14 protein-coding genes and 3 tRNA genes are annotated in these 18,314 nt (G+C 41.1%); 5 read left to right on the top strand and 12 right to left on the bottom strand.

The window, feature by feature from the left end; all coding sequences use genetic code 11:
* Positions 1–242: 242 nt before the first annotated feature.
* Both AN390_RS15055 and AN390_RS15050 read left to right on the top strand, forming a co-directional pair.
* On the top strand, positions 243–1,658 hold the full coding sequence (locus tag AN390_RS15055) for a sodium:alanine symporter family protein (RefSeq protein WP_024033645.1): 1,416 nt from the start codon (positions 243–245) through the stop codon (positions 1,656–1,658).
* A gap of 183 nt (positions 1,659–1,841) precedes the next feature.
* Positions 1,842–3,437 carry a BCCT family transporter gene (locus AN390_RS15050; protein WP_024033646.1) on the top strand — a complete coding sequence of 532 codons (1,596 nt, stop codon included), beginning with the start codon at positions 1,842–1,844 and terminating at the stop codon, positions 3,435–3,437.
* Between the two features lie 504 nt (positions 3,438–3,941).
* Here AN390_RS15050 and AN390_RS15045 read toward each other — a convergent pair.
* The 7 genes from AN390_RS15045 to AN390_RS15015 form a co-directional block, all read right to left on the bottom strand.
* Positions 3,942–4,028: transfer RNA gene (locus AN390_RS15045), tRNA-Leu, on the bottom strand.
* Between the two features lie 37 nt (positions 4,029–4,065).
* A tRNA-Cys gene (locus tag AN390_RS15040) sits at positions 4,066–4,139 on the bottom strand.
* A gap of 27 nt (positions 4,140–4,166) precedes the next feature.
* A tRNA-Gly gene (locus AN390_RS15035) sits at positions 4,167–4,238 on the bottom strand.
* Positions 4,239–4,446: 208 nt separating this feature from the next.
* Positions 4,447–4,992: a CDP-diacylglycerol--glycerol-3-phosphate 3-phosphatidyltransferase gene (pgsA, locus tag AN390_RS15030; RefSeq protein WP_024033647.1), complete on the bottom strand. Its 546-nt coding sequence runs from the start codon at positions 4,990–4,992 to the stop codon at positions 4,447–4,449.
* Positions 4,993–5,034: 42 nt separating this feature from the next.
* On the bottom strand, positions 5,035–6,858 hold the full coding sequence (gene uvrC / locus AN390_RS15025) for an excinuclease ABC subunit UvrC (RefSeq protein ID WP_004589510.1): 1,824 nt from the start codon (positions 6,856–6,858) through the stop codon (positions 5,035–5,037).
* Positions 6,859–6,869: 11 nt separating this feature from the next.
* The gene (uvrY, locus tag AN390_RS15020; RefSeq protein ID WP_004589511.1) at positions 6,870–7,520 is read right to left on the bottom strand and encodes a UvrY/SirA/GacA family response regulator transcription factor; all 651 of its coding nucleotides are present in this window, start codon (positions 7,518–7,520) and stop codon (positions 6,870–6,872) included.
* Between the two features lie 158 nt (positions 7,521–7,678).
* Entirely contained in the window at positions 7,679–8,830 is a 1,152-nt protein-coding gene (locus AN390_RS15015; RefSeq protein ID WP_024033649.1) for a dicarboxylate/amino acid:cation symporter, read from the bottom strand.
* Positions 8,831–9,196: 366 nt separating this feature from the next.
* On the opposite strand from AN390_RS15015, the gene cysK reads away from it, so the two are divergent.
* Together cysK and AN390_RS15005 are read left to right on the top strand one after the other, a co-directional pair.
* The gene (gene cysK, locus AN390_RS15010; protein WP_004589513.1) at positions 9,197–10,165 is read left to right on the top strand and encodes a cysteine synthase A; all 969 of its coding nucleotides are present in this window, start codon (positions 9,197–9,199) and stop codon (positions 10,163–10,165) included.
* Between the two features lie 146 nt (positions 10,166–10,311).
* Positions 10,312–10,746, top strand: coding sequence for a hypothetical protein (locus AN390_RS15005; RefSeq protein ID WP_029773124.1), 435 nt, complete (start codon positions 10,312–10,314; stop codon positions 10,744–10,746).
* 66 nt (positions 10,747–10,812) lie between these two features.
* Here AN390_RS15005 and AN390_RS15000 read toward each other — a convergent pair whose 3' ends face one another.
* A complete protein-coding gene (locus AN390_RS15000; protein WP_055255255.1) occupies positions 10,813–13,089 on the bottom strand; it encodes an acyl-CoA dehydrogenase in 2,277 nt (758 codons plus the stop codon).
* A 167-nt stretch (positions 13,090–13,256) separates the two neighbouring features.
* Here AN390_RS15000 and AN390_RS14995 point away from each other — a divergent pair, with 167 nt between their 5' ends.
* On the top strand, positions 13,257–15,104 hold the full coding sequence (locus tag AN390_RS14995; protein ID WP_055255254.1) for a M2 family metallopeptidase: 1,848 nt from the start codon (positions 13,257–13,259) through the stop codon (positions 15,102–15,104).
* An 89-nt stretch (positions 15,105–15,193) separates the two neighbouring features.
* Here AN390_RS14995 and AN390_RS14990 read toward each other — a convergent pair whose 3' ends face one another.
* The 4 genes from AN390_RS14990 to AN390_RS14975 all read right to left on the bottom strand — a co-directional run bounded on the left by AN390_RS14990 (position 15,194) and on the right by AN390_RS14975 (position 18,294).
* Positions 15,194–15,988: a putative porin gene (locus AN390_RS14990; RefSeq protein WP_055255253.1), complete on the bottom strand. Its 795-nt coding sequence runs from the start codon at positions 15,986–15,988 to the stop codon at positions 15,194–15,196.
* A gap of 199 nt (positions 15,989–16,187) precedes the next feature.
* Positions 16,188–16,562, bottom strand: a complete 375-nt coding sequence (locus AN390_RS14985) for a PH domain-containing protein (protein WP_055255252.1) — start codon at positions 16,560–16,562, stop codon at positions 16,188–16,190.
* Positions 16,562–17,470 (bottom strand): ABC transporter ATP-binding protein, encoded by a 909-nt coding sequence (locus AN390_RS14980; protein WP_024033654.1) that lies wholly within the window; start codon positions 17,468–17,470, stop codon positions 16,562–16,564. Before AN390_RS14980 ends, AN390_RS14985 begins: the two co-directional genes overlap by 1 nt.
* Positions 17,467–18,294 (bottom strand): ABC transporter permease, encoded by an 828-nt coding sequence (locus tag AN390_RS14975; RefSeq protein WP_055255251.1) that lies wholly within the window; start codon positions 18,292–18,294, stop codon positions 17,467–17,469. The genes AN390_RS14980 and AN390_RS14975 overlap by 4 nt, the downstream gene beginning before the upstream one ends.
* Positions 18,295–18,314 lie beyond the last annotated feature (20 nt).

The following is an 18,314-nucleotide window of genomic DNA, read 5'->3' as shown; positions in this document are numbered from 1 at the left end:
GCTATGCGTTGCGCTCTGCCGTCTCAGTGGGGTCGCATTATAGGGAGAAACGTTTTATACGCAAGCGTTTTATTGAATAAAATTGCATTTAATTTATACCCATAAGAACCCCACATTAAAAACACATGTTACCCACAAAAGCCTGTGGATAAGACTGCTTTTTTGCTTTTAAAACTAAACTCTTTTGATTTGTTATGGTAAGTTGCCAGCACTTTTTCAACTCATGTACTTAGGTAGTATTCATGACAGATATAATAAATAGTATAAGTGCCTTACTTTGGGGCCAAGTTCTCGTCTACTTATTAATAGCAGCAGGTGTCTTTTTTACCATTCGGTTAGGCTTTATTCAATTTGTACAATTCCCCCATATGTTTAAAGTTATGTTTGGCTCACGTAAATGTGGTGGAGATGAGATTTCTTCTTTTCAGGCTTTTTGTACTTCTTTAGCGGCGCGTGTTGGAACAGGTAATATGGCCGGTGTTGCCGTGGCACTTTATTTAGGTGGCCCTGGGGCTATATTTTGGATGTGGCTGATTGCTTTAATAGGTATGGCAACTAGCTTTGCAGAAAGTACGTTAGCGCAAGCTTATAAAACTAAAGACGCTGATGGCAACTTTAGAGGTGGCCCTGCTTATTATATGGAGCGTGGTTTAGGCAAACGCTGGATGGGTGTGTTGTTTTCATTATGCTTAATTTTAGCCTTTGGCCTGGTATTTAATGCTGTACAGTCAAACTCTATTGCTGCCGCATTTGAAGTAGCGTTTGATGTACCTAAGTATATAGTAGGCATTGCACTTGTAATTGGCTCAGGCATTATTATTTTTGGTGGATTAAAAACAATATCACGTTTTGCCGAAATGGTTGTTCCATTTATGGCGCTTGCCTATTTGCTAGTTGCTATATATGTATGCGCGATTAACTTTACTGCCCTACCTGATGTTATTGTACTTATAATAAAAAGTGCTTTTGGTTTAGAGCAAGCAGGCGCCGGTGCAATTGGCTATGGTGTAACGCAAGCTATGATCCAAGGTATTAAGCGCGGTTTGTTTTCGAACGAAGCCGGTATGGGTAGCGCAGCCAATGCCGCAGCAACGGCAACACCTTATCCACCGCACCCAGCCTCGCAAGGGTATGTGCAAATGCTAGGTGTATTTATAGATACTATTGTGATCTGTACAGCCACTGCCTCATTAATCTTACTGTCTAATCAACTTGTGCCTGAATCGGGTGTATTGGGAATAGAGTTAACGCAAGCTGCACTACAAGAGCACGTAGGTGACTGGGGTACTTACTTTATTGCCATTGCCATTTTGTTTTTTGCATTTACCTCTATTGTCGCGAATTACTCATATGCCGAAACAAACCTAATGTTTTTAGAGCACAACTCTACTAAAGGAATGTTTATATTTAGATTACTTGTATTAGGTATGGTTATGTTTGGTGCCATTGGTGAACTAGGTATTATTTGGACACTTGCTGACATTTCTATGGGCCTTATGGCTATTGTAAACGTAGTTGCACTGTTTATGCTTTCAGGCGTTGTTGTGTGGTTATCAAAAGATTACAACGCGCAAAACAAGCAAGGTGTATTACCTACGTTTGACAAAGACAAGCACCCTAAGCTTGCCAAAGAGGTTGATCCAAACGCGTGGAAGTAACGCTAAATTAAAAAATTATTAAGCGAGCATTAGCTCGCTTTTTTTTGCCTTTCAAACTATATAAAAATTTATTAATGTATTTCAGAGATATATACCATAATTAAATATCAGTAATAGGCGCTTTTTGATTTACTTACGTACTATAAAATTGAAGTTTGTTATCTATAATATAAAGGAGTCATGATGGATGACCAATTGAACAAATACAGTATTGACACTACCGATTATCAGGTAGGTCAAGATAACGTACAAAAATGGGGGTTTGATGTTCATAACCCAGTGTTTGGAATAAGCGCATTTTTAGTCATACTATTTGTTGCCCTTACCTTATTGCTTGACACTGAAGTGGTCAGGGAAGCACTTACCTCAACTAAAGATGCCATTATCAATAAATTTGATAGCTATTTCATGTTGATTGCTAATGGTTTCGTATTATTCTGCTTTGCACTTGCGCTCTCCCCTCTTGGTAAAATTCGCTTAGGGGGTGTTGATGCAAAACCTGAACATGGTTATCTCTCATGGCTGGCAATGTTATTTGCCGCAGGAATGGGGATAGGTTTACTGTTTTGGGGTGTCGCAGAGCCCGCAGCCTATTTTACTGATTGGTATTTAATGCCAATGAACGCAGAGCCAAATACCCCAGAAGCTCACTCTTTAGCCATGGGCGCCACCATGTATCACTGGGGCTTACATGGTTGGGCAATTTACGCCATTGTTGCACTTAGCTTAGCGTTTTTTGCTTACAATAAAGGCCTTCCTTTATCTATACGCTCCGTGTTTTATCCCTTATTTGGCGATCGTGCTTGGGGCTGGCTTGGTCACGTTATTGATATACTTGCTGTACTTTCCACGCTTTTTGGTTTAGCAACGTCTCTTGGTTTAGGGGCACAGCAAGCAACAAGTGGTATTAATTATTTAATGGGCACTGACTACGGTACCGCTTTTCAAATTACAGTTATAGCGCTCGTTACCTGTATTGCTATTGTTTCTGTTATTAAAGGCATTGAAGGGGGTGTGAAAGTACTTAGTAACATCAATCTTATATGTGCATTTATTTTACTTGTAGCCATAATATCGCTTACTTTTAGTGACTCAATTACAGCAATATGGTTTACCTTTGGTGCATATGTAGAACATATGGTTCCGCTTAGTAATCCGTTTGGCCGTGAAGATGAAGACTGGATGCATGCCTGGACAGTATTTTACTGGGCATGGTGGATATCGTGGTCGCCGTTTGTAGGAATGTTTATTGCCCGTGTTTCTAGAGGCCGTACCGTGCGAGAATTTTTATTAGTCGTCATTGGCCTGCCAACACTATTAAGCTTAGTGTGGATGGGGGTATTTGGTAATTTAGCGATTTCACAAATTATTGATAAAGTAGGCCCACTTGGGCAAAACGGGTTAACCGATATCTCTGTAACGCTATTTCAAGTTTATGAGCAGCTTCCGCTTAGTGGCCTTATTAGTGTGATCTCAATTGTGCTTGTTTTAGTATTTTTTATTACCTCTTCTGATTCTGGCTCACTTGTAATAGATGGCATAACCGCTGGCGGAAAAATTGATGCGCCGGTACCACAACGTATATTTTGGGCATCGATTGAAGGGGCAATAGCCGCCGTATTACTGTGGGTAGGTGGCTCTCAAGCCTTGCAGGCCTTGCAGTCGGGAGTAGTAACCACTGCGTTACCTTTCTCAATTGTGCTTATTTTAATGTGCGTGGCGCTTATTCAGGGTTTAATGAGCGAATACCCTATTTATAAGGCACAAACAAAGTTATAGCATTATGTACTTTAGCAAAGCGGCTTTGTGTCGCTTTGCTTTGCACTTTATTTCCTCCCTTACCTACACTTTAGCTAATACATTAACGACCGTATTTAATCATCAAACTGTTTAGTTTTGGCAATACACCTCTAAAACACGTTGTTTTAAATAAATAGAGCGCACATATAAGCGCATAACGACCAATTGCTATTAGTTGCACCTTTAGCTATCAAGTTTATATCATCAGGTAGTCGCGCATGTATGTAAATTGCTTTGATGAACTGAATTGGATTTAGACGGCAGCAGCAAAGGGATATAGGAAAAGTAATGTAGGTTTAAACAACTAACGCTAACGTGTAACAATACGTATGCTTTGCTTTAAGCACGATTGTCTTGTTTTAAGCCAATTGCTATTAATCTTTAAAGAATAGAAAAACATAAACAAAGTGATTGTTATATAAAAAATGGGTATTTATTTAAAAATAGGGAGTATTTAATTTACTAAAAGGACTTTAGTAAAAGTGGTGCCCGAGGCCGGACTTGAACCGGCACGACTTGTTAGTCGAGGGATTTTAAATCCCTTGTGTCTACCAATTCCACCACTCGGGCATCGAGTTTGCTATTTAAAGCATGTGGAGTAATTAAATGGAGGCGGAACCCGGAGTCGAACCGAGGTGGACGGATTTGCAATCCGCTGCATGGCCACTCTGCCATTCCGCCAAACCGTTGGACAACCTAATGAAAACTTGGAGCGGCACACGAGGCTCGAACGACCTCGACCTTGGCAAGGTCGCGCTCTACCAACTGAGCTAGTGCCGCATTATTATTTAATTATCTGCGTTATTCAACATATTGCGATGTATACGCTGCTAACTAAGTAACTTTGGTTTTCTTTATCTTAGGGGCTATGCCCTCTCAACACGGACGCATTCTACAGAGATTATTAAACGCGTCAACACAAAAAATGCCACTTTTGAACTGTTTGATTATTTTTTATCTAAAACGGTGCGTTATTAGACGTTTACAATCAATTTTTGGTCAATTCACTCCATGCAGCCATTAAATATTGCACCATAGAGCTCAGTGTTAAATAGGTGGCTATATACAATAAAGCAAAACTTAAATAGATCATCCACGTATCGTATTGCCAAATTAGGCCAATAATCGCCAGCATTTGCGCCGCGGTTTTTATTTTGCCCATATTTGATACTGCAACGTTTCCACGTTTGCCTTGTTCGGCCATCCACTCACGTAATGCAGATATCACTATTTCACGGCTAATAATAATAAGGGCCGGAATCGTCATATACATAGACTGATAATGATCAGAGAGCGCAACAAGTGCAGCACACACCATAACCTTATCGGCTACAGGGTCTAAAAACGCACCAAAAGGCGTAGATTGCTCTAGCTTTCGTGCTAAATAGCCATCAAGTATATCGGTGATTGATGCAAGCCAAAAAATAAAAGCGGCAGCAAAAAACGCCCAGCTATAAGGCAAGTAAAATATCACCAAAAATATGGGGATAAGAAAAAGTCTAAAGGTTGTGAGTGTGTTTGGAATATTCCACATAACTACTTGGATATGTCTTTTTTTCTATATTCGCATGAAGGGCTAGCCCTTGTCATGCAAATGGTTAAATATCTTCTCAGCCATGTCAGGACTGATCCCAGGAACTTTCTTTAACTGTTCTATATTAGCAGCTTTTACCCCTTGCATGCCCCCTAAATATTTTAATAATGTTTGGCGGCGCTTAGAACCAACTCCGTTGATCTCTTCTAATAATGATTGCGTGCGCTGTTTTTGGCGCTTATTACGGTGCCCTGCAATGGCAAATCGGTGCGACTCATCGCGAATATGCTGGATTAAATGAAGTGCTGGCGCATCCGAATCCATAGGAATCGTTTTTCGTCCGCCATCAATTAATAAGGTTTCAAGGCCTGGCTTTCTGCTTGTGCCTTTTGCTACACCGACTAACAGCGGCATTTTAGCATGTGGCCACGTAGCGAAATACTGCTCTGCACGGCCTAATTGCCCTTTACCACCGTCAATGAATATAACGTCAGGAATTTTGTCTTCATCTACCACTTTGTTGTAGCGTTTGTTCAGTGCAAACTCCATTGCCGCGTAATCATCACCGCCGGTTATACCCGTTACGTTGTAGCGCCTGTACTCTTTGTTATTTGGCCCTTGCGAATCAAATACTACACAACTGGCTACTGTGTTCTCCCCCATGGTATGGCTGATATCAAAACATTCCATTCTGTTTATATCATCTAAGCCTAGGGTCGCTTTTAATTGTGCATAACGTTTGTTTATAGAGTCTTGCGTACTTTGTTTAACGGTAATGCTGTTTAATGCGTTTTTATTAGCAAGCTGAAGGTATTGTGCTCGCTCTCCGCGGGTAACCACTTTAAGCGATACTTTGCGCTCACTAATTTGCGTAAGCGCTTCACTCAATGCGCTACTTTCTTCAATCTCGAACGGTAAAATAATTTCTTTTGCTATGCGCCCTGTCGCACCAGGCGCTAAATAATATTGCCCTAAAAACGAAGTGAGTATTTCCTCTTGCCCCGAATCTTTAGGCACTTTTGGAAAATAGGTTTTACTGCCTAGCACTTTATGATCACGGATCATTAATAAATGAATCCCGTTTAATCCATTTAAGTGCGCAAAACCTACCACATCCATTTCAGCAAAATTACCTGAAATAGACTGCTGCTCCTGCATTTTGCGCAGTAGCATAATTTGGTCGCGCACTTTAGCTGCGAGCTCAAAGTTAAGGTCTTTACTCGCCGCTTCCATTTTTTTTATTAAATCGGCTATTACTTCGTGCGACTTACCTGTTAAAAACTTACGTACATAATCAACTTGTTCGCCGTACTCTTGCTCTGTCACTTTATTAACACACGGTGCTGAACAGCGCTTTAGCTGATACTGTAAACACGGGCGGCTTCTGGCACGGTAATAGGCATCTTCGCACTGACGTACAGGAAATATTTTTTGCATTAAACGCAAACTTTCCGACACTGCGCCAGCACTTGGGAAAGGGCCAAAGTACTCGCCTTTTACCTTGCGACTGCCTCTATGAAAGGCTAAACGCGGATGTTTATGACTGGTAAGTAATATATAGGGGTATGACTTATCATCACGTAATAAAATGTTATAACGCGGCTGATATTTTTTTATAAGGTTGTTTTCAAGCAGCAGGGCTTCGGTTTCGGTGTTTGTGAGCGTAACTTCAATATCGCAAATATTACTCACTAGCACACGGGTTTTACTGTCGGTTAGATTAGATCTAAAGTAGCTACTTACCCGTTTTTTTAAGTTTTTAGCTTTACCGACATAAATAACTTGTTGTTCACTATCAAGCATACGGTATACACCCGGTTCACTTGATAGCGTTTTTAAAAATTGGGCGTGATCGAATTCAGACATAAATTAAAAAATTAATGAGATACGTCTATATCAATCATTTTATGGCGAATAGCCAAATGAGTAAGCTCAACGTCGCCCCCTACGTTTAATTTTTCAAACATACGGTAACGGTAGCTGTTCACTGTTTTTGAGCTTAAATTTAAGCGCTCGGCAATATCTTGAGCTTTTTCACCTTTGGTGATCATTAGCATAATTTGTAGCTCGCGCTCAGATAAGCTTTGAAAAGGGTTTTCATCGGTACGCCCTGTTACTTGTGCAAGGGCTATTTGTTGTGCAATTTCTGGGGCGATATAACGCTGACCTGCATGAACAGACCGTATAGCACGAACCATTTCATCAGAGCCTGCACCTTTGGTTAAAAAGCCATGCGCGCCAATTTGCATCACTTTTGATGGAAACGGGTCTTCGCAATTAACCGTAAGCACAATAATTTTTACATCTGGGCAATAGCGACAAATCTTTTTTGTGGCCTCTAAGCCACCCATGCCAGGCATGTTCATATCCATTAATACAATATTAGGTGCGTGCTGGCGACAAAACTGTACCGCAGCCTCTCCATCTTTAGCTTCGCCTACCACTTTAAAACCACGTACATCATCTAATATACGTTTTATACCAGTTCGTACCAGCTCATGGTCATCAACTAAAAGCACATTAATCAATGTAATACCCTCATTAACCTAACAATACGCGACAAACAATCTAATTTGCCACATTACCACAGTTAAAGCGAAACAATAACTAATATTATTGCTTCGCTTTAGGTGTACTCATCTTTTAGCATTATTTTACTACTGCTAAAAACCAGTACTTTAGTTTTTTATGACGCTGCTTTTTCGCTAAAACGGTCTACCCATAGGGCAATAATGCCATCGCCTGTAACATTACACGCAGTACCAAAGCTATCTTGCGCAAGGTAAAGTGCAATCATAAGTGCAACAGCGCCTTCGTTAAAGCCAAGCATACTGGTTAATAAACCGAGCGCCGACATTACTGCTCCACCAGGCGCACCTGGCGCTGCAATCATTACTACCCCTAACATCATAATAAACGGTAGCATCCCCATTAAAGAAGGTACTTCCATGCTTGGCGATAAAAACATAACGGCCATTGCACACGTCACAATCGTAATGGTAGAACCCGATAAATGAATAGTAGCGCACAGTGGCACTGTAAAGTTTGCTACATCTTCTTTTACGTTATTTGCTTTGCTTGATTGCAAAGACACTGGAATGGTTGCCGCGCTCGACATTGTCCCCAGCGCTGTAAAATAAGCAGGAAGCATATTTTTAACTAGCTCCAACGGGTTACGTTTAAGTAATATCCCCGTAGAAACATATAATACGGTTAGCCACAGCCAATGCATAACAAGTGCTGCAATAAGCACAACACCAAAGGTTTGCAATGTATCTACCACGGTACCTGCTACGGTCATTTCTGCAAATACACCTGCAATGTAAAATGGTAATGCCGGAATAATTACTTTAGATAATAAAGCATCGATTACATCGCGACCCTGATCAGACACTTTTTTAAGTGTTTCTAATTCAAGTTGGCTCATGCCAATACCAAACACAAATGCAGTCACAAGCGCTGTCATTACACCCATCAGCGGTGGAATTTCTAAATCAATAAAACTGCCAATTTCAGTGGCAACTTCGGCTTCAAACGTAATATTGCCACTTAGCAGTGGAATAACCGCACTTACTAATAAAAAGGCAAGCGTACCCGCAATTACAGTAGAGCTATAAGCAAAGCCAACAGTTTTACCTAATAAATGGCCAGACCCTTTAGGCAAGCCCGCAATTCCCGAAGCAATAAAAAATAAAATAATTAATGGGATGGTAAAAGAAATAAGTTGGCCAATAAGTTCTTTAACAGTAAATAAAAGCTCAACACCTGTGAGAGGCACATAAAGCCCGACCAAAATACCGGCCACAATACCGGCAATTAATTTTAAGATTAACTTCATTGTGATTGCTTAGTTGAATATAGATAGAGTGTTTTTAACATGTTTTAGGCGCATTGTGTGATAAAAGTATTCAAGTTATATTCATGTGCGCAAATAACACACAAAAACATCGCAATAATTAGCCTACTCTGAGCATTTTTTAACTACGGGGCGAAATTTACTCTTTAAATTTAAAAATGAGCCCGCATCTTTAATAACTAAAGCAACAATAATAACTAATTTTTATTTCGGCTGGTTATAAGCCCAATAGATATATGTTATAGCCAAACTTTACTTTAGTTTTTTTAAACTCGCAGTAAAGTGTATTTATATAGTTAATAGCAAAGGCTATTAACACATTGATCAGATTGTATCCAAAGGAACATTATGTCTACTATTTTTGAAGATAACTCACTAAGCATTGGTAATACACCACTGGTAAAACTTAATCGCGTAACAGGCGGAAACGTTTACGCTAAAGTAGAATCGCGTAATCCTAGCTTTAGTATTAAATGTCGTATTGGTGCATCAATGATTTGGGAAGCTGAAAAATCAGGTCAGCTTGTTGAAGGTAAAGAACTAATTGAACCTACATCGGGTAATACAGGTATTGCCCTTGCATTTGTTGCAGCAGCACGTGGTTACAAATTAACACTCACCATGCCAAATACAATGAGCCTAGAGCGCCGCAAACTATTAAAAGCATTAGGCGCTAACTTAGTGCTTACAGATGGCGCTAAAGGTATGAATGGCGCAATTGAAAAAGCAAAAGAAATTCAAGCAACAGATCCAGAAAAATACATTTTATTACAACAGTTCGAAAACCCAGCTAACCCTAAAATTCACTTTGAAACAACCGGCCCAGAAATTTTTGAAGCGCTTGATGGTAAAGTAGACTTTTTTGTAGCAGGCGTAGGCACTGGCGGTACTATTACAGGTGTTAGCCGTTACCTTAAAAACGAAAAAGGCCTAGATGTTAAAGCGATTGCAGTTGAGCCAACTAACTCACCTGTTATTAGCCAAACGCTTGCAGGCGAAGAAGTAAAACCAGGCCCACATAAAATTCAAGGTATTGGCGCAGGCTTTATTCCTGGAAACCTTGATTTAAGTGTGATTGATGGTGCTGAGCAAGTATCAAACGAAGATGCTATTGCAATGGCTCATGAGCTAATGAAAAAAGAAGGTATTTTAGTGGGTATTTCATCAGGCGCAGCTGTTGTTGCCGCTAAACGCCTTGCTGAAAAGCCAGAAAACGCTGATAAAAATATTGTGGTGATTTTACCAAGTGCCACAGAGCGTTACCTGTCTAGCCCAATGTTTGCTGAAGAATTTAGCGAGCAAGAATTAGTACAGTAAACTTCTCTCCTTGAGATACTTAAAAGGGTGCTTATGGCATCCTTTTTTATTATTTATGATTCAATTTTCTATTTATTCCCCAGTGCTGCTTTACATCTTGTTTAATTAACCACACACTTTAAAAAAATTAATTAAAAACATTCAACATGAAAAAAATAACAGCTTATTTAAGTTTTATCGTATGCTTATTTTTAGCCGCCTGTGGCGATAGCGTACAAACGCTGGGCGACTCACCGGGCGATACAGCCACCGCTTACTTTGATGCATTGTATAATCAAAAAGATTTACAAAAAGCCAGCACAATGGCCACCCCTAACCTCAGCCGAATTATGAAATCCTATGGCACCGCTAAGCAATTTGCCCGCAACTTAGTAAACCTGCAATACGATGAAGTAGTAATTGAAGTCGATATGACCAACATGAGTGTACGCGAACAATATGGCGATAACGCTAAAATAAACCTCATTTTTACAGGCTACTTTAATGGCGATAAAGTCGATGATATGCGCAGCGTTAAAATGCTTCGTAAAAAAGGGAAATGGTATATAGATAAAATAGTTGCAGACCCTTACGCACGCTAACTTATACACCACAAAAAAGGCCTTACACATGTAAGGCCTTTTTACGTTTAGCGCTTATCTTAAGCGTTATAATTCACCGGGTTTAAAGTTATCAACGGCAATTGCTTGTTTTCTTAGTTTATTGGTATGGTGCATTGCATCGGCATCTGCTTGCGCAAGGAGCTCATTCTCTAGTGCGTAATTTATTGCGCCTTCTATGTCGAGCGTTGCAGGGACCTTACCACTGCGTTGCCAGTTTTTTAACTCTTTAAACTGTGTTTGCATATCGTGCATAGCTAAAAATGCATTTTCCATCACGCCAGTGCCCGCATTTTCATCTACATAACATAAGTGCGTTAAGCGGTTTCTAAACACCCCAGGTTGCGTCATATGCTCGCAAATACTTTGGGCTGTTTCATCACTTGGCTTGTGGTAGTGATTCCCCAGCGGAAACACAATGCGTTTAAGTAAAAAGTTAACCACCGGATTTGAAAAGTTTTTGAAAAAACCATCAAACGCTTGGCCTATCTCATAAAGAGAATTTTCAATAGCGTATTTCACAAAAGGTAAATCAGCCTGTTGGCGCCCTTCATCTTCAAAGCGCTTTAATACAGTAGACGCTAAATATAAATGGCTAAGCACATCGCCTAAACGCGCCGAAATCATCTCTTTACGCTTTAACTCGCCACCAAGTACCAACATGGCTACATCTGTAGTAAAAGCAAGCCCTCGGCTCATTCTGCTTAGCTGTTTGTAATACACTGCGGTTGCACCGCACACGGGCGCTTTTGCCAAACAGCTTCGCGTAAGACCATGCACAAAAGCCATGCCGGCGTTACTGGCAGCAAATAAAATGTGCTTCATCAATAAACTATCAAATTGATCAAGTGCTGCATCATCGTCTTCCATTGCGGCAGCTTCCATTTCCTTTAACACAAACGGATGACAACGGGTGGCACCTTGGCCAAAAATCATTAAGTTGCGGGTTAAAATGTTTGCCCCTTCAACGGTAATCGATACCGGGATCCCCATATAACCATGGGCTAAATAGTTATTAGGCCCAACTTGAATACCTTTACCAGAATGAATGTCCATTGCATCGTTCATTACCGTACGCCCCATTTCGGTCATATGGTATTTTGCAATGGCGGTAACAACCGATGGGCTCAGTTTTAAATCTATTGCGCCTGCGGTCATTAAACGCGCAGACTCTAACGTATACGTTAACCCGCCAATACGGGCTAAGGCTTCTTGTACACCTTCAAATTGGCCAATTGATACACCAAACTGTTGGCGTACCACAGAGTAAGCAGAGGTCATTTTAGAGGCTAAATGCCCTGTTGCGGTGCTTAGTGCAGGTAAAGAAATACCGCGTCCAGCACTTAAACACTCAACCAACATGCGCCAGCCTCGTCCTGCGCCCTGCTCACCACCAATAATCCACTCTAGCGGAATAAAAACATCTTTACCGTAGGTAGTCCCGTTCATAAATGCCATGTTTAATGGATAATGGCGCTCACCCGTTTCTACCCCTTCGTGATCTGTAGGAATTAGCGCACAGGTAATACCTAGCTCTTTTTCATCGCCTAATAACCCATCTGGGTCATACATTTTAAAGGCAAGGCCAAGTACGGTTGCAACCGGCGCAAGCGTAATATAACGCTTAGACCAATTTAAACGCAGGCCTATAACTTCTTCACCATTATGCTGCCCTTTACACACTACGCCTGAGTCGGGAATACTGCCGGCATCAGAGCCTGCTTCTGGGCCTGTAAGTGCAAAACACGGTACATCTTTACCACTTGCAAGGCTTGGCAACCAACGGTCTTGTTGCTCTTTTGTGCCATAATGCAGTAACAGCTCGCCTGGGCCTAAGCTATTAGGCACCATAACTGTAACCGCCGCAGTTAAGCTTTTTGTGGCAATTTTTGACACTATGGTTGAATTAGCAATGGCAGAGAACTCACGTCCACCAAATTTTTCAGGAATGATCAGCGCAAAAAAGCCCTCTGTTTTTAAGTAATCCCAGACTTCTTTTGGCAAGTCTTTATCTTTTTGTACAATTTGGTAATCATCTAGCATCGCCAGTAGCGTGTTAACCTGATTATCCATAAAGTCATTTTCTTTATCGCTAAGTTCAGGCCTTGGAAAGTTATGCAGTTTTTGCCAATCTGGATTACCACTAAATAGCTCACCATCCCACCATACATCGCCGGCTTCCATTGCCTCTCGCTCAGTTTGCGAGAGCGGCGGAAGTACCTTTTTAAACATTTTAAACGTAGGACGGCTGATCAGGTTGAGGCGAATATCTTTGACTGCAAAAATAACCACCACCACGACCAGCAATATTATAAATACTGACATGAGCACATTCCTTTTACATTGAATGAAAATAGTAACTTAATTATGACCCATCTTAGTTTAAATACAATCATTGCGCGATGCACCACACGCCTTAACGTATTAATTTTATTGTTTTAAACATCGCTGCTATTATCACTTTCTTAATAACAATAAACCAAAGGAATACAATGAACACGCCACGCTTTAAATTAAGTATGAGCGCCCTCATAGTCGCAAGTACATTAGCACTAACCGCCTGCGAAGCAGAAATAGCCATAGACACTACCGATTCAGCACAGACCGAGAAGCCCCTTACAAAACAAGATGCCAATGCATTTATTGCCAAAGCCGAGCAAGAGCTAAGCGAGCTTTACCTAGAGTCGAGCCGCGCTGAGTGGATTTACGCAAATTTTATAACACACGACACCTCGGCGTTATCTGCCGAGGTTAATCGTAAAATGACCGAGTCGGTCGTACGTTTAGCCAATCAGGCAGCCCAATTTGACGACTTAGCGCTTGATTACGATGCACGCCGCAAGCTTAATAAACTTAAACTTGCGCTTACTTTACCCGCTCCTCAGGACGCCGAAAAAACAGCCCAACTTTCAACTATTGTGGCAGAGCTAGGTGGTTTATACGGTAAAGGTAAATACTGTAAAGACGATGGCAGCTGTTTAAGCCTTGGTGATATGACCGCAAAAATGGCCACCAGCCGTGATTACAACGAGCTACTTGATTTATGGCAAGGGTGGCGTCAAATTTCAAAGCCAATGCGCCCACTTTACGAGCAGCAAGTAACCCTAACAAACGAAGGGGCTAAAGAGCTAGGTTATGCTGATACCGGCGCAATGTGGCGCAGCAAGTATGATATGCCAGCCGATGACTTTACAACCGAGCTTGACCGCATTTGGGGGCAAGTAAAGCCACTTTATAACTCACTGCATTGTCATGTACGCGCTAAATTAGGCGAAAAATACGGCACCGACAAAGTAGTGCAAGATGAGCCTATTCCTGCGCACTTATTAGGAAACATGTGGGCGCAAGCGTGGGGTAATATTTACGATGTGGTCGCGCCAGAAAACGCCGATCCGGGTTACGATGTGACCGAGCTATTAGCTAAAAATAATTACGACGAGCTAAAAATGATTAAAGGTGCTGAAACCTTTTTTACCTCAATGGGGTTTGAGCCATTGCCAGAGACCTTTTACGAGCGTTCGTTATTTGTAAAACCAAAAGACAGAGACGTACAGTGTCATGCCTCTGCTTGGAATATAGATAGCAAAGACGACTTACGCATTAAAATGTGTATTCAACGCACCGGCGAAGAATTTTCTGTTATTCACCATGAGCTAGGCCACAACTTTTATCAGCGCGCTTATAATAAACAGCCTTTATTTTATCAAGAAAGTGCCAACGATGGTTTTCACGAAGCCATTGGCGACACCATTGCTTTATCGGTTACACCCGGTTACTTAAAAGAGATTGGTTTACTTGAGCAAGTACCTGATGAGTCAAAAGACATTGGCTTACTAATGAAAATGGCGCTAGATAAAGTCGCCTTTGTGCCCTTTAGCTTAATGGTTGATCAATGGCGCTGGCAGGTATTTTCGGGCCAAGTAAAGCCACAAGATTATAATAAAGCGTGGTGGGAGCTACGTGAAAAATACCAAGGTGTTAAAGCGCCTATTGCACGTAGCGAAGATGACTTTGATCCAGGTGCTAAATACCACGTACCGGGCAACACCCCTTATACACGTTACTTTTTAGCGCATATTTTACAGTTTGAATTTCACCGTAGCTTATGTGAAATAGCCGGTAACGATAAAGCTATTCACCGCTGCTCTATTTATAATTCAAAAGAAGCGGGGGATAAGCTAAACGCTATGCTAGAAATGGGCTCTTCTCGTCCATGGCAAGAAGCCCTTGAAACCATCACTGGCAAGCCGCAAATGGATGCAACCGCTATGCTTGATTACTTTGCACCGCTGCAACGCTATTTAGATGAGCAGAACAAAGACCGTAATTGCGGCTGGTAAAACGTTTACCACGGTTAATTTAAGTTAAAAACATCAAAGCCCGCTACAGTAGCGGGCTTTTTATGCTTTTAATTAAGTACAGGGCTTAATTAAAACTGAAAACGCATGTTTGCAAAGTATGCATCGTTATCAGAGTCATCTGCATTGTTCTCGTAACCTACTTTAAGACCAATGTTTTTATTGATGAAGTGCTGAGCACCAAAGCTGTATGTATCTTGCTTGTTGTAGTTAGCAAATACCGAGGTTGCTTTTGAGAAGTAGTAGTTAGTTTCTGCTACCCACTGGTTTTCTGCATCTTCAATGCTCTCGTATTTACCTTCAAACGTTAAAAAGTTACCTTGCTGTAAGTCAATAAAGTACTTAGCTGCAACAGCGCGGTAATCAAAGTCGTCATCAGATGTAAGTGTTACACCTACGTAGTCTGTGCTGTTTAGCATGTGGTTGTATGCTAAATCAAACAAAGCAAAGTCATCGCCGTCTTTGTTTTCAACAAGCGTTACTTTTGCTAATAAATCAGGGTTAAAGAAGTAGCCACCAGTTAGCTTGTAAAGCTCACCGTTAGAGCCCGAATCTGGGTCAAGGTTTTCGTAAGATGCGCCAACAACAAATTCATTAATAAAGTATTCGCCACCAATGTTAGTAACATCGCCAAAGTCGTCATCAGCATAACTGCCGTAAACGTTAGTTTGTTTATTAATGTACTCAAACTGATCGTACGGACCTAATGTTTTTTTAGGAGATAGGTAATAAATAGAATCTACAGCAACGGTGTCGTTGTTATCGCTATCTTTGTAGCTTAAATTACTGATTGAATTGTAGCTGTCTGCAGCAGCCGCAGTGCTAGATAATAAAATGCTTGAAATAATAACTGCTAATTTTTTCATTGTAAGACTTCCCTTTGTGCATTGCTTTTTATGCTTTAGCTCATTGACTAAAGTGGGGACATGCTAACGCTGAGAAACTGAATGAAAACTTAATTAAGCAGTTGTATTTATTAAGTTAATTGTAAGTAGGTGTAAGAAACTGTAAATTTAAAGTAGTTGCAACATATAGTCAACAACTACTTAAAACATGTTCAGCAAACTAAAGCGCATGCTGACTTATTACACGATAAACTTCGTTAATATTATCGCCCGATTTAAACTCTTTACTAATAGGCGTTGGGTCTGAACCAATCCAAATTTTAAGCTCGGCATCTAAATCAAAGTGCCCTGCACTTTCTTTACTGAACTTAGTAATTTTAGAATAAGCAATACTCACCATTTCCATTTTAGAGCCGGTCATACCTTGCTTATCAATTAAAATTAAACGCTTATTAGTAAAAATAAACATATCGCGAATCACCTTATAGGCTTTTTCTACTTGTTCGCCATCTATTAGGGTATTGGCAAGTACTTTTTCTAAATCAGAATCATCTACTTCGCTTGCATTTCCGATTAAACCACTGAGTAGTCCCATTATGCTTTCTCCTGTGTAAATATTTGATTTTCTAAGGTGTGACCATTTACTAACTGCCTATATTGCCAGTTTTGTTGATGGCAAAAGTTTAATAAAGCAATATCAAGTGGCTCACCAGTTGGCTGGTACTCAATCACGTATTCTTTATGTTGGCTCATATACACACGGCTTACACCTGCTAACGCCTGCAGTTGCTGCTCCACATTTTGATACGCCTCGTTGAGCATTAAGGTATAAAAGTGAGTATGCGTATTGTTGTCTTTTGTTTGGTGCTCGCTCAAAATGCCCTTATCTAGGTGGAGCACTTGGGAGCATAATCGCTCAAGTTCGGTTAAATCGTGCGAACTTAAAATAAAGGTGGCTTCATCGCTTAAACTCGATACCAGCTCTCGCACCTCTCTGGCATGAATAGGGTCAAGCCCTGCTGTGGCTTCATCAAGCATCACTATTTTCGGCGAGCCAATCAGCGCTTGCGCTATCGTAACCCGTTTGCGCATACCGTGAGATAAATCGCCCGCACGCTGTTTAGCGACTTCTTTTAAGCCTACCAAATCAAGTACGCGCAGCGCTTCATTGTGGCTTTGTTTAGCGCCCATGCCTTGAAGCTTGCCATAAAACGCCAGTTGCTTATCTATATTAAAACGCGGATCTAACTGCGCATCTTGCGGTAATGCACTCACTTGGTTGAACAACGCTGCACTACCAGGCTTATGCCCTAAAATACTGAGCTCACCGTGGCTTGGGTTAATATAGCCGCACAATAAACTAAATAATGTGGTTTTACCGGCGCCATTAGGGCCCACTAACGCCACAGGTGCGCCTTTTTGAATTTCAAAGCTTACGTTGTTAAGTGCTTGCTTTGCGCCATACGATTTACTCAAGCCGCTGGCTTTTATTAATACGCTCATAGCGAACTCCTTGTAAATATTCGATGCGCAATCGCTATAAATACAGCGCTTTGAATAAGCGGCACACCTAAGGCACTCAATAAAGGTAGGTTTTGCCCAGCTAAAAGCTCAGAATTAACCCCAGGGAAAAGGTAATCGAGCGCATTTAGAGCCGGTACTTGCCACGCCAATATACCCACAATAATGCCGCCACCAGCAAAATATAAAATGGCTAATACAATTGCTAAACGCGACGAGCGAGCAAACGTGTTAATCAAACTCATTAATGCCACAAACGGGCTAAGTACCACCACCATTATTATAAATATAGAAACCGCACGGCTTAACCCACCCATTAATAGGCTAGGCTCTCTGTAACCAAGTACGCCAAGGGTTGCCACTAGGGTAATAGCTAATAAACACGCTAACACGCCAAGCTGACCTAAAAAACGGCCAAATAAAATTTCAAACCGTGTAGAGCGCAATGATAAAAACCGTAATGTGCCGCGCTCTCTATCGCCAACGGTTTGATCGCTTGATATAAAAATAGCAAACAGCGGAAAGCTATACAAAGCGACTAGCCAGTACATAGCAAATTCGGCCTCAGGCCAATCAAGCAACTTACTTAAACCAATACTGCCTGAAATATCGCGTGCCATTTGTTCAAAATTGGGGGCACTAATAATGCTGACGGCTTGGCCTATCGGGTAGCGTAAAATAAGTAACCACACAAGGGCAAAGGCGGCCATAGCAATTAAGCCGCGCTTGGTTAAAAACATACGTATTAGCTCAAAACCCGCTATTTGGGTTAATCGCCCTATGTTCACTAATGATGATGTTGCCATTGGCTTTCCTTAATGACGTT

The sequence above is a fragment of the Pseudoalteromonas sp. P1-11 genome, assembly GCF_001399995.1.
GTDB classification, from domain to species: domain Bacteria; phylum Pseudomonadota; class Gammaproteobacteria; order Enterobacterales; family Alteromonadaceae; genus Pseudoalteromonas; species Pseudoalteromonas atlantica.
This window is presented reverse-complemented; position numbering and strand designations above follow the sequence as displayed.

Bases quoted from the DNA above. Each gene is read 5' to 3' on its own strand.
- AN390_RS15055 (WP_024033645.1), top strand. From the start codon at position 243: ATGACAGATATAATAAATAGTATAAGTGCCTTACTTTGGGGCCAAGTT.
- AN390_RS15050 (WP_024033646.1), top strand. From the start codon at position 1,842: ATGGATGACCAATTGAACAAATACAGTATTGACACTACCGATTATCAG.
- pgsA (WP_024033647.1), bottom strand. From the start codon at position 4,992: ATGTGGAATATTCCAAACACACTCACAACCTTTAGACTTTTTCTTATC.
- uvrC (WP_004589510.1), bottom strand. From the start codon at position 6,858: ATGTCTGAATTCGATCACGCCCAATTTTTAAAAACGCTATCAAGTGAA.
- AN390_RS15015 (WP_024033649.1), bottom strand. From the start codon at position 8,830: ATGAAGTTAATCTTAAAATTAATTGCCGGTATTGTGGCCGGTATTTTG.
- cysK (WP_004589513.1), top strand. From the start codon at position 9,197: ATGTCTACTATTTTTGAAGATAACTCACTAAGCATTGGTAATACACCA.
- AN390_RS15005 (WP_029773124.1), top strand. From the start codon at position 10,312: ATGAAAAAAATAACAGCTTATTTAAGTTTTATCGTATGCTTATTTTTA.
- AN390_RS15000 (WP_055255255.1), bottom strand. From the start codon at position 13,089: ATGTCAGTATTTATAATATTGCTGGTCGTGGTGGTGGTTATTTTTGCA.
- AN390_RS14995 (WP_055255254.1), top strand. From the start codon at position 13,257: ATGAACACGCCACGCTTTAAATTAAGTATGAGCGCCCTCATAGTCGCA.
- AN390_RS14990 (WP_055255253.1), bottom strand. From the start codon at position 15,988: ATGAAAAAATTAGCAGTTATTATTTCAAGCATTTTATTATCTAGCACT.
- AN390_RS14985 (WP_055255252.1), bottom strand. From the start codon at position 16,562: ATGGGACTACTCAGTGGTTTAATCGGAAATGCAAGCGAAGTAGATGAT.
- AN390_RS14980 (WP_024033654.1), bottom strand. From the start codon at position 17,470: ATGAGCGTATTAATAAAAGCCAGCGGCTTGAGTAAATCGTATGGCGCA.
- AN390_RS14975 (WP_055255251.1), bottom strand. From the start codon at position 18,294: ATGGCAACATCATCATTAGTGAACATAGGGCGATTAACCCAAATAGCG.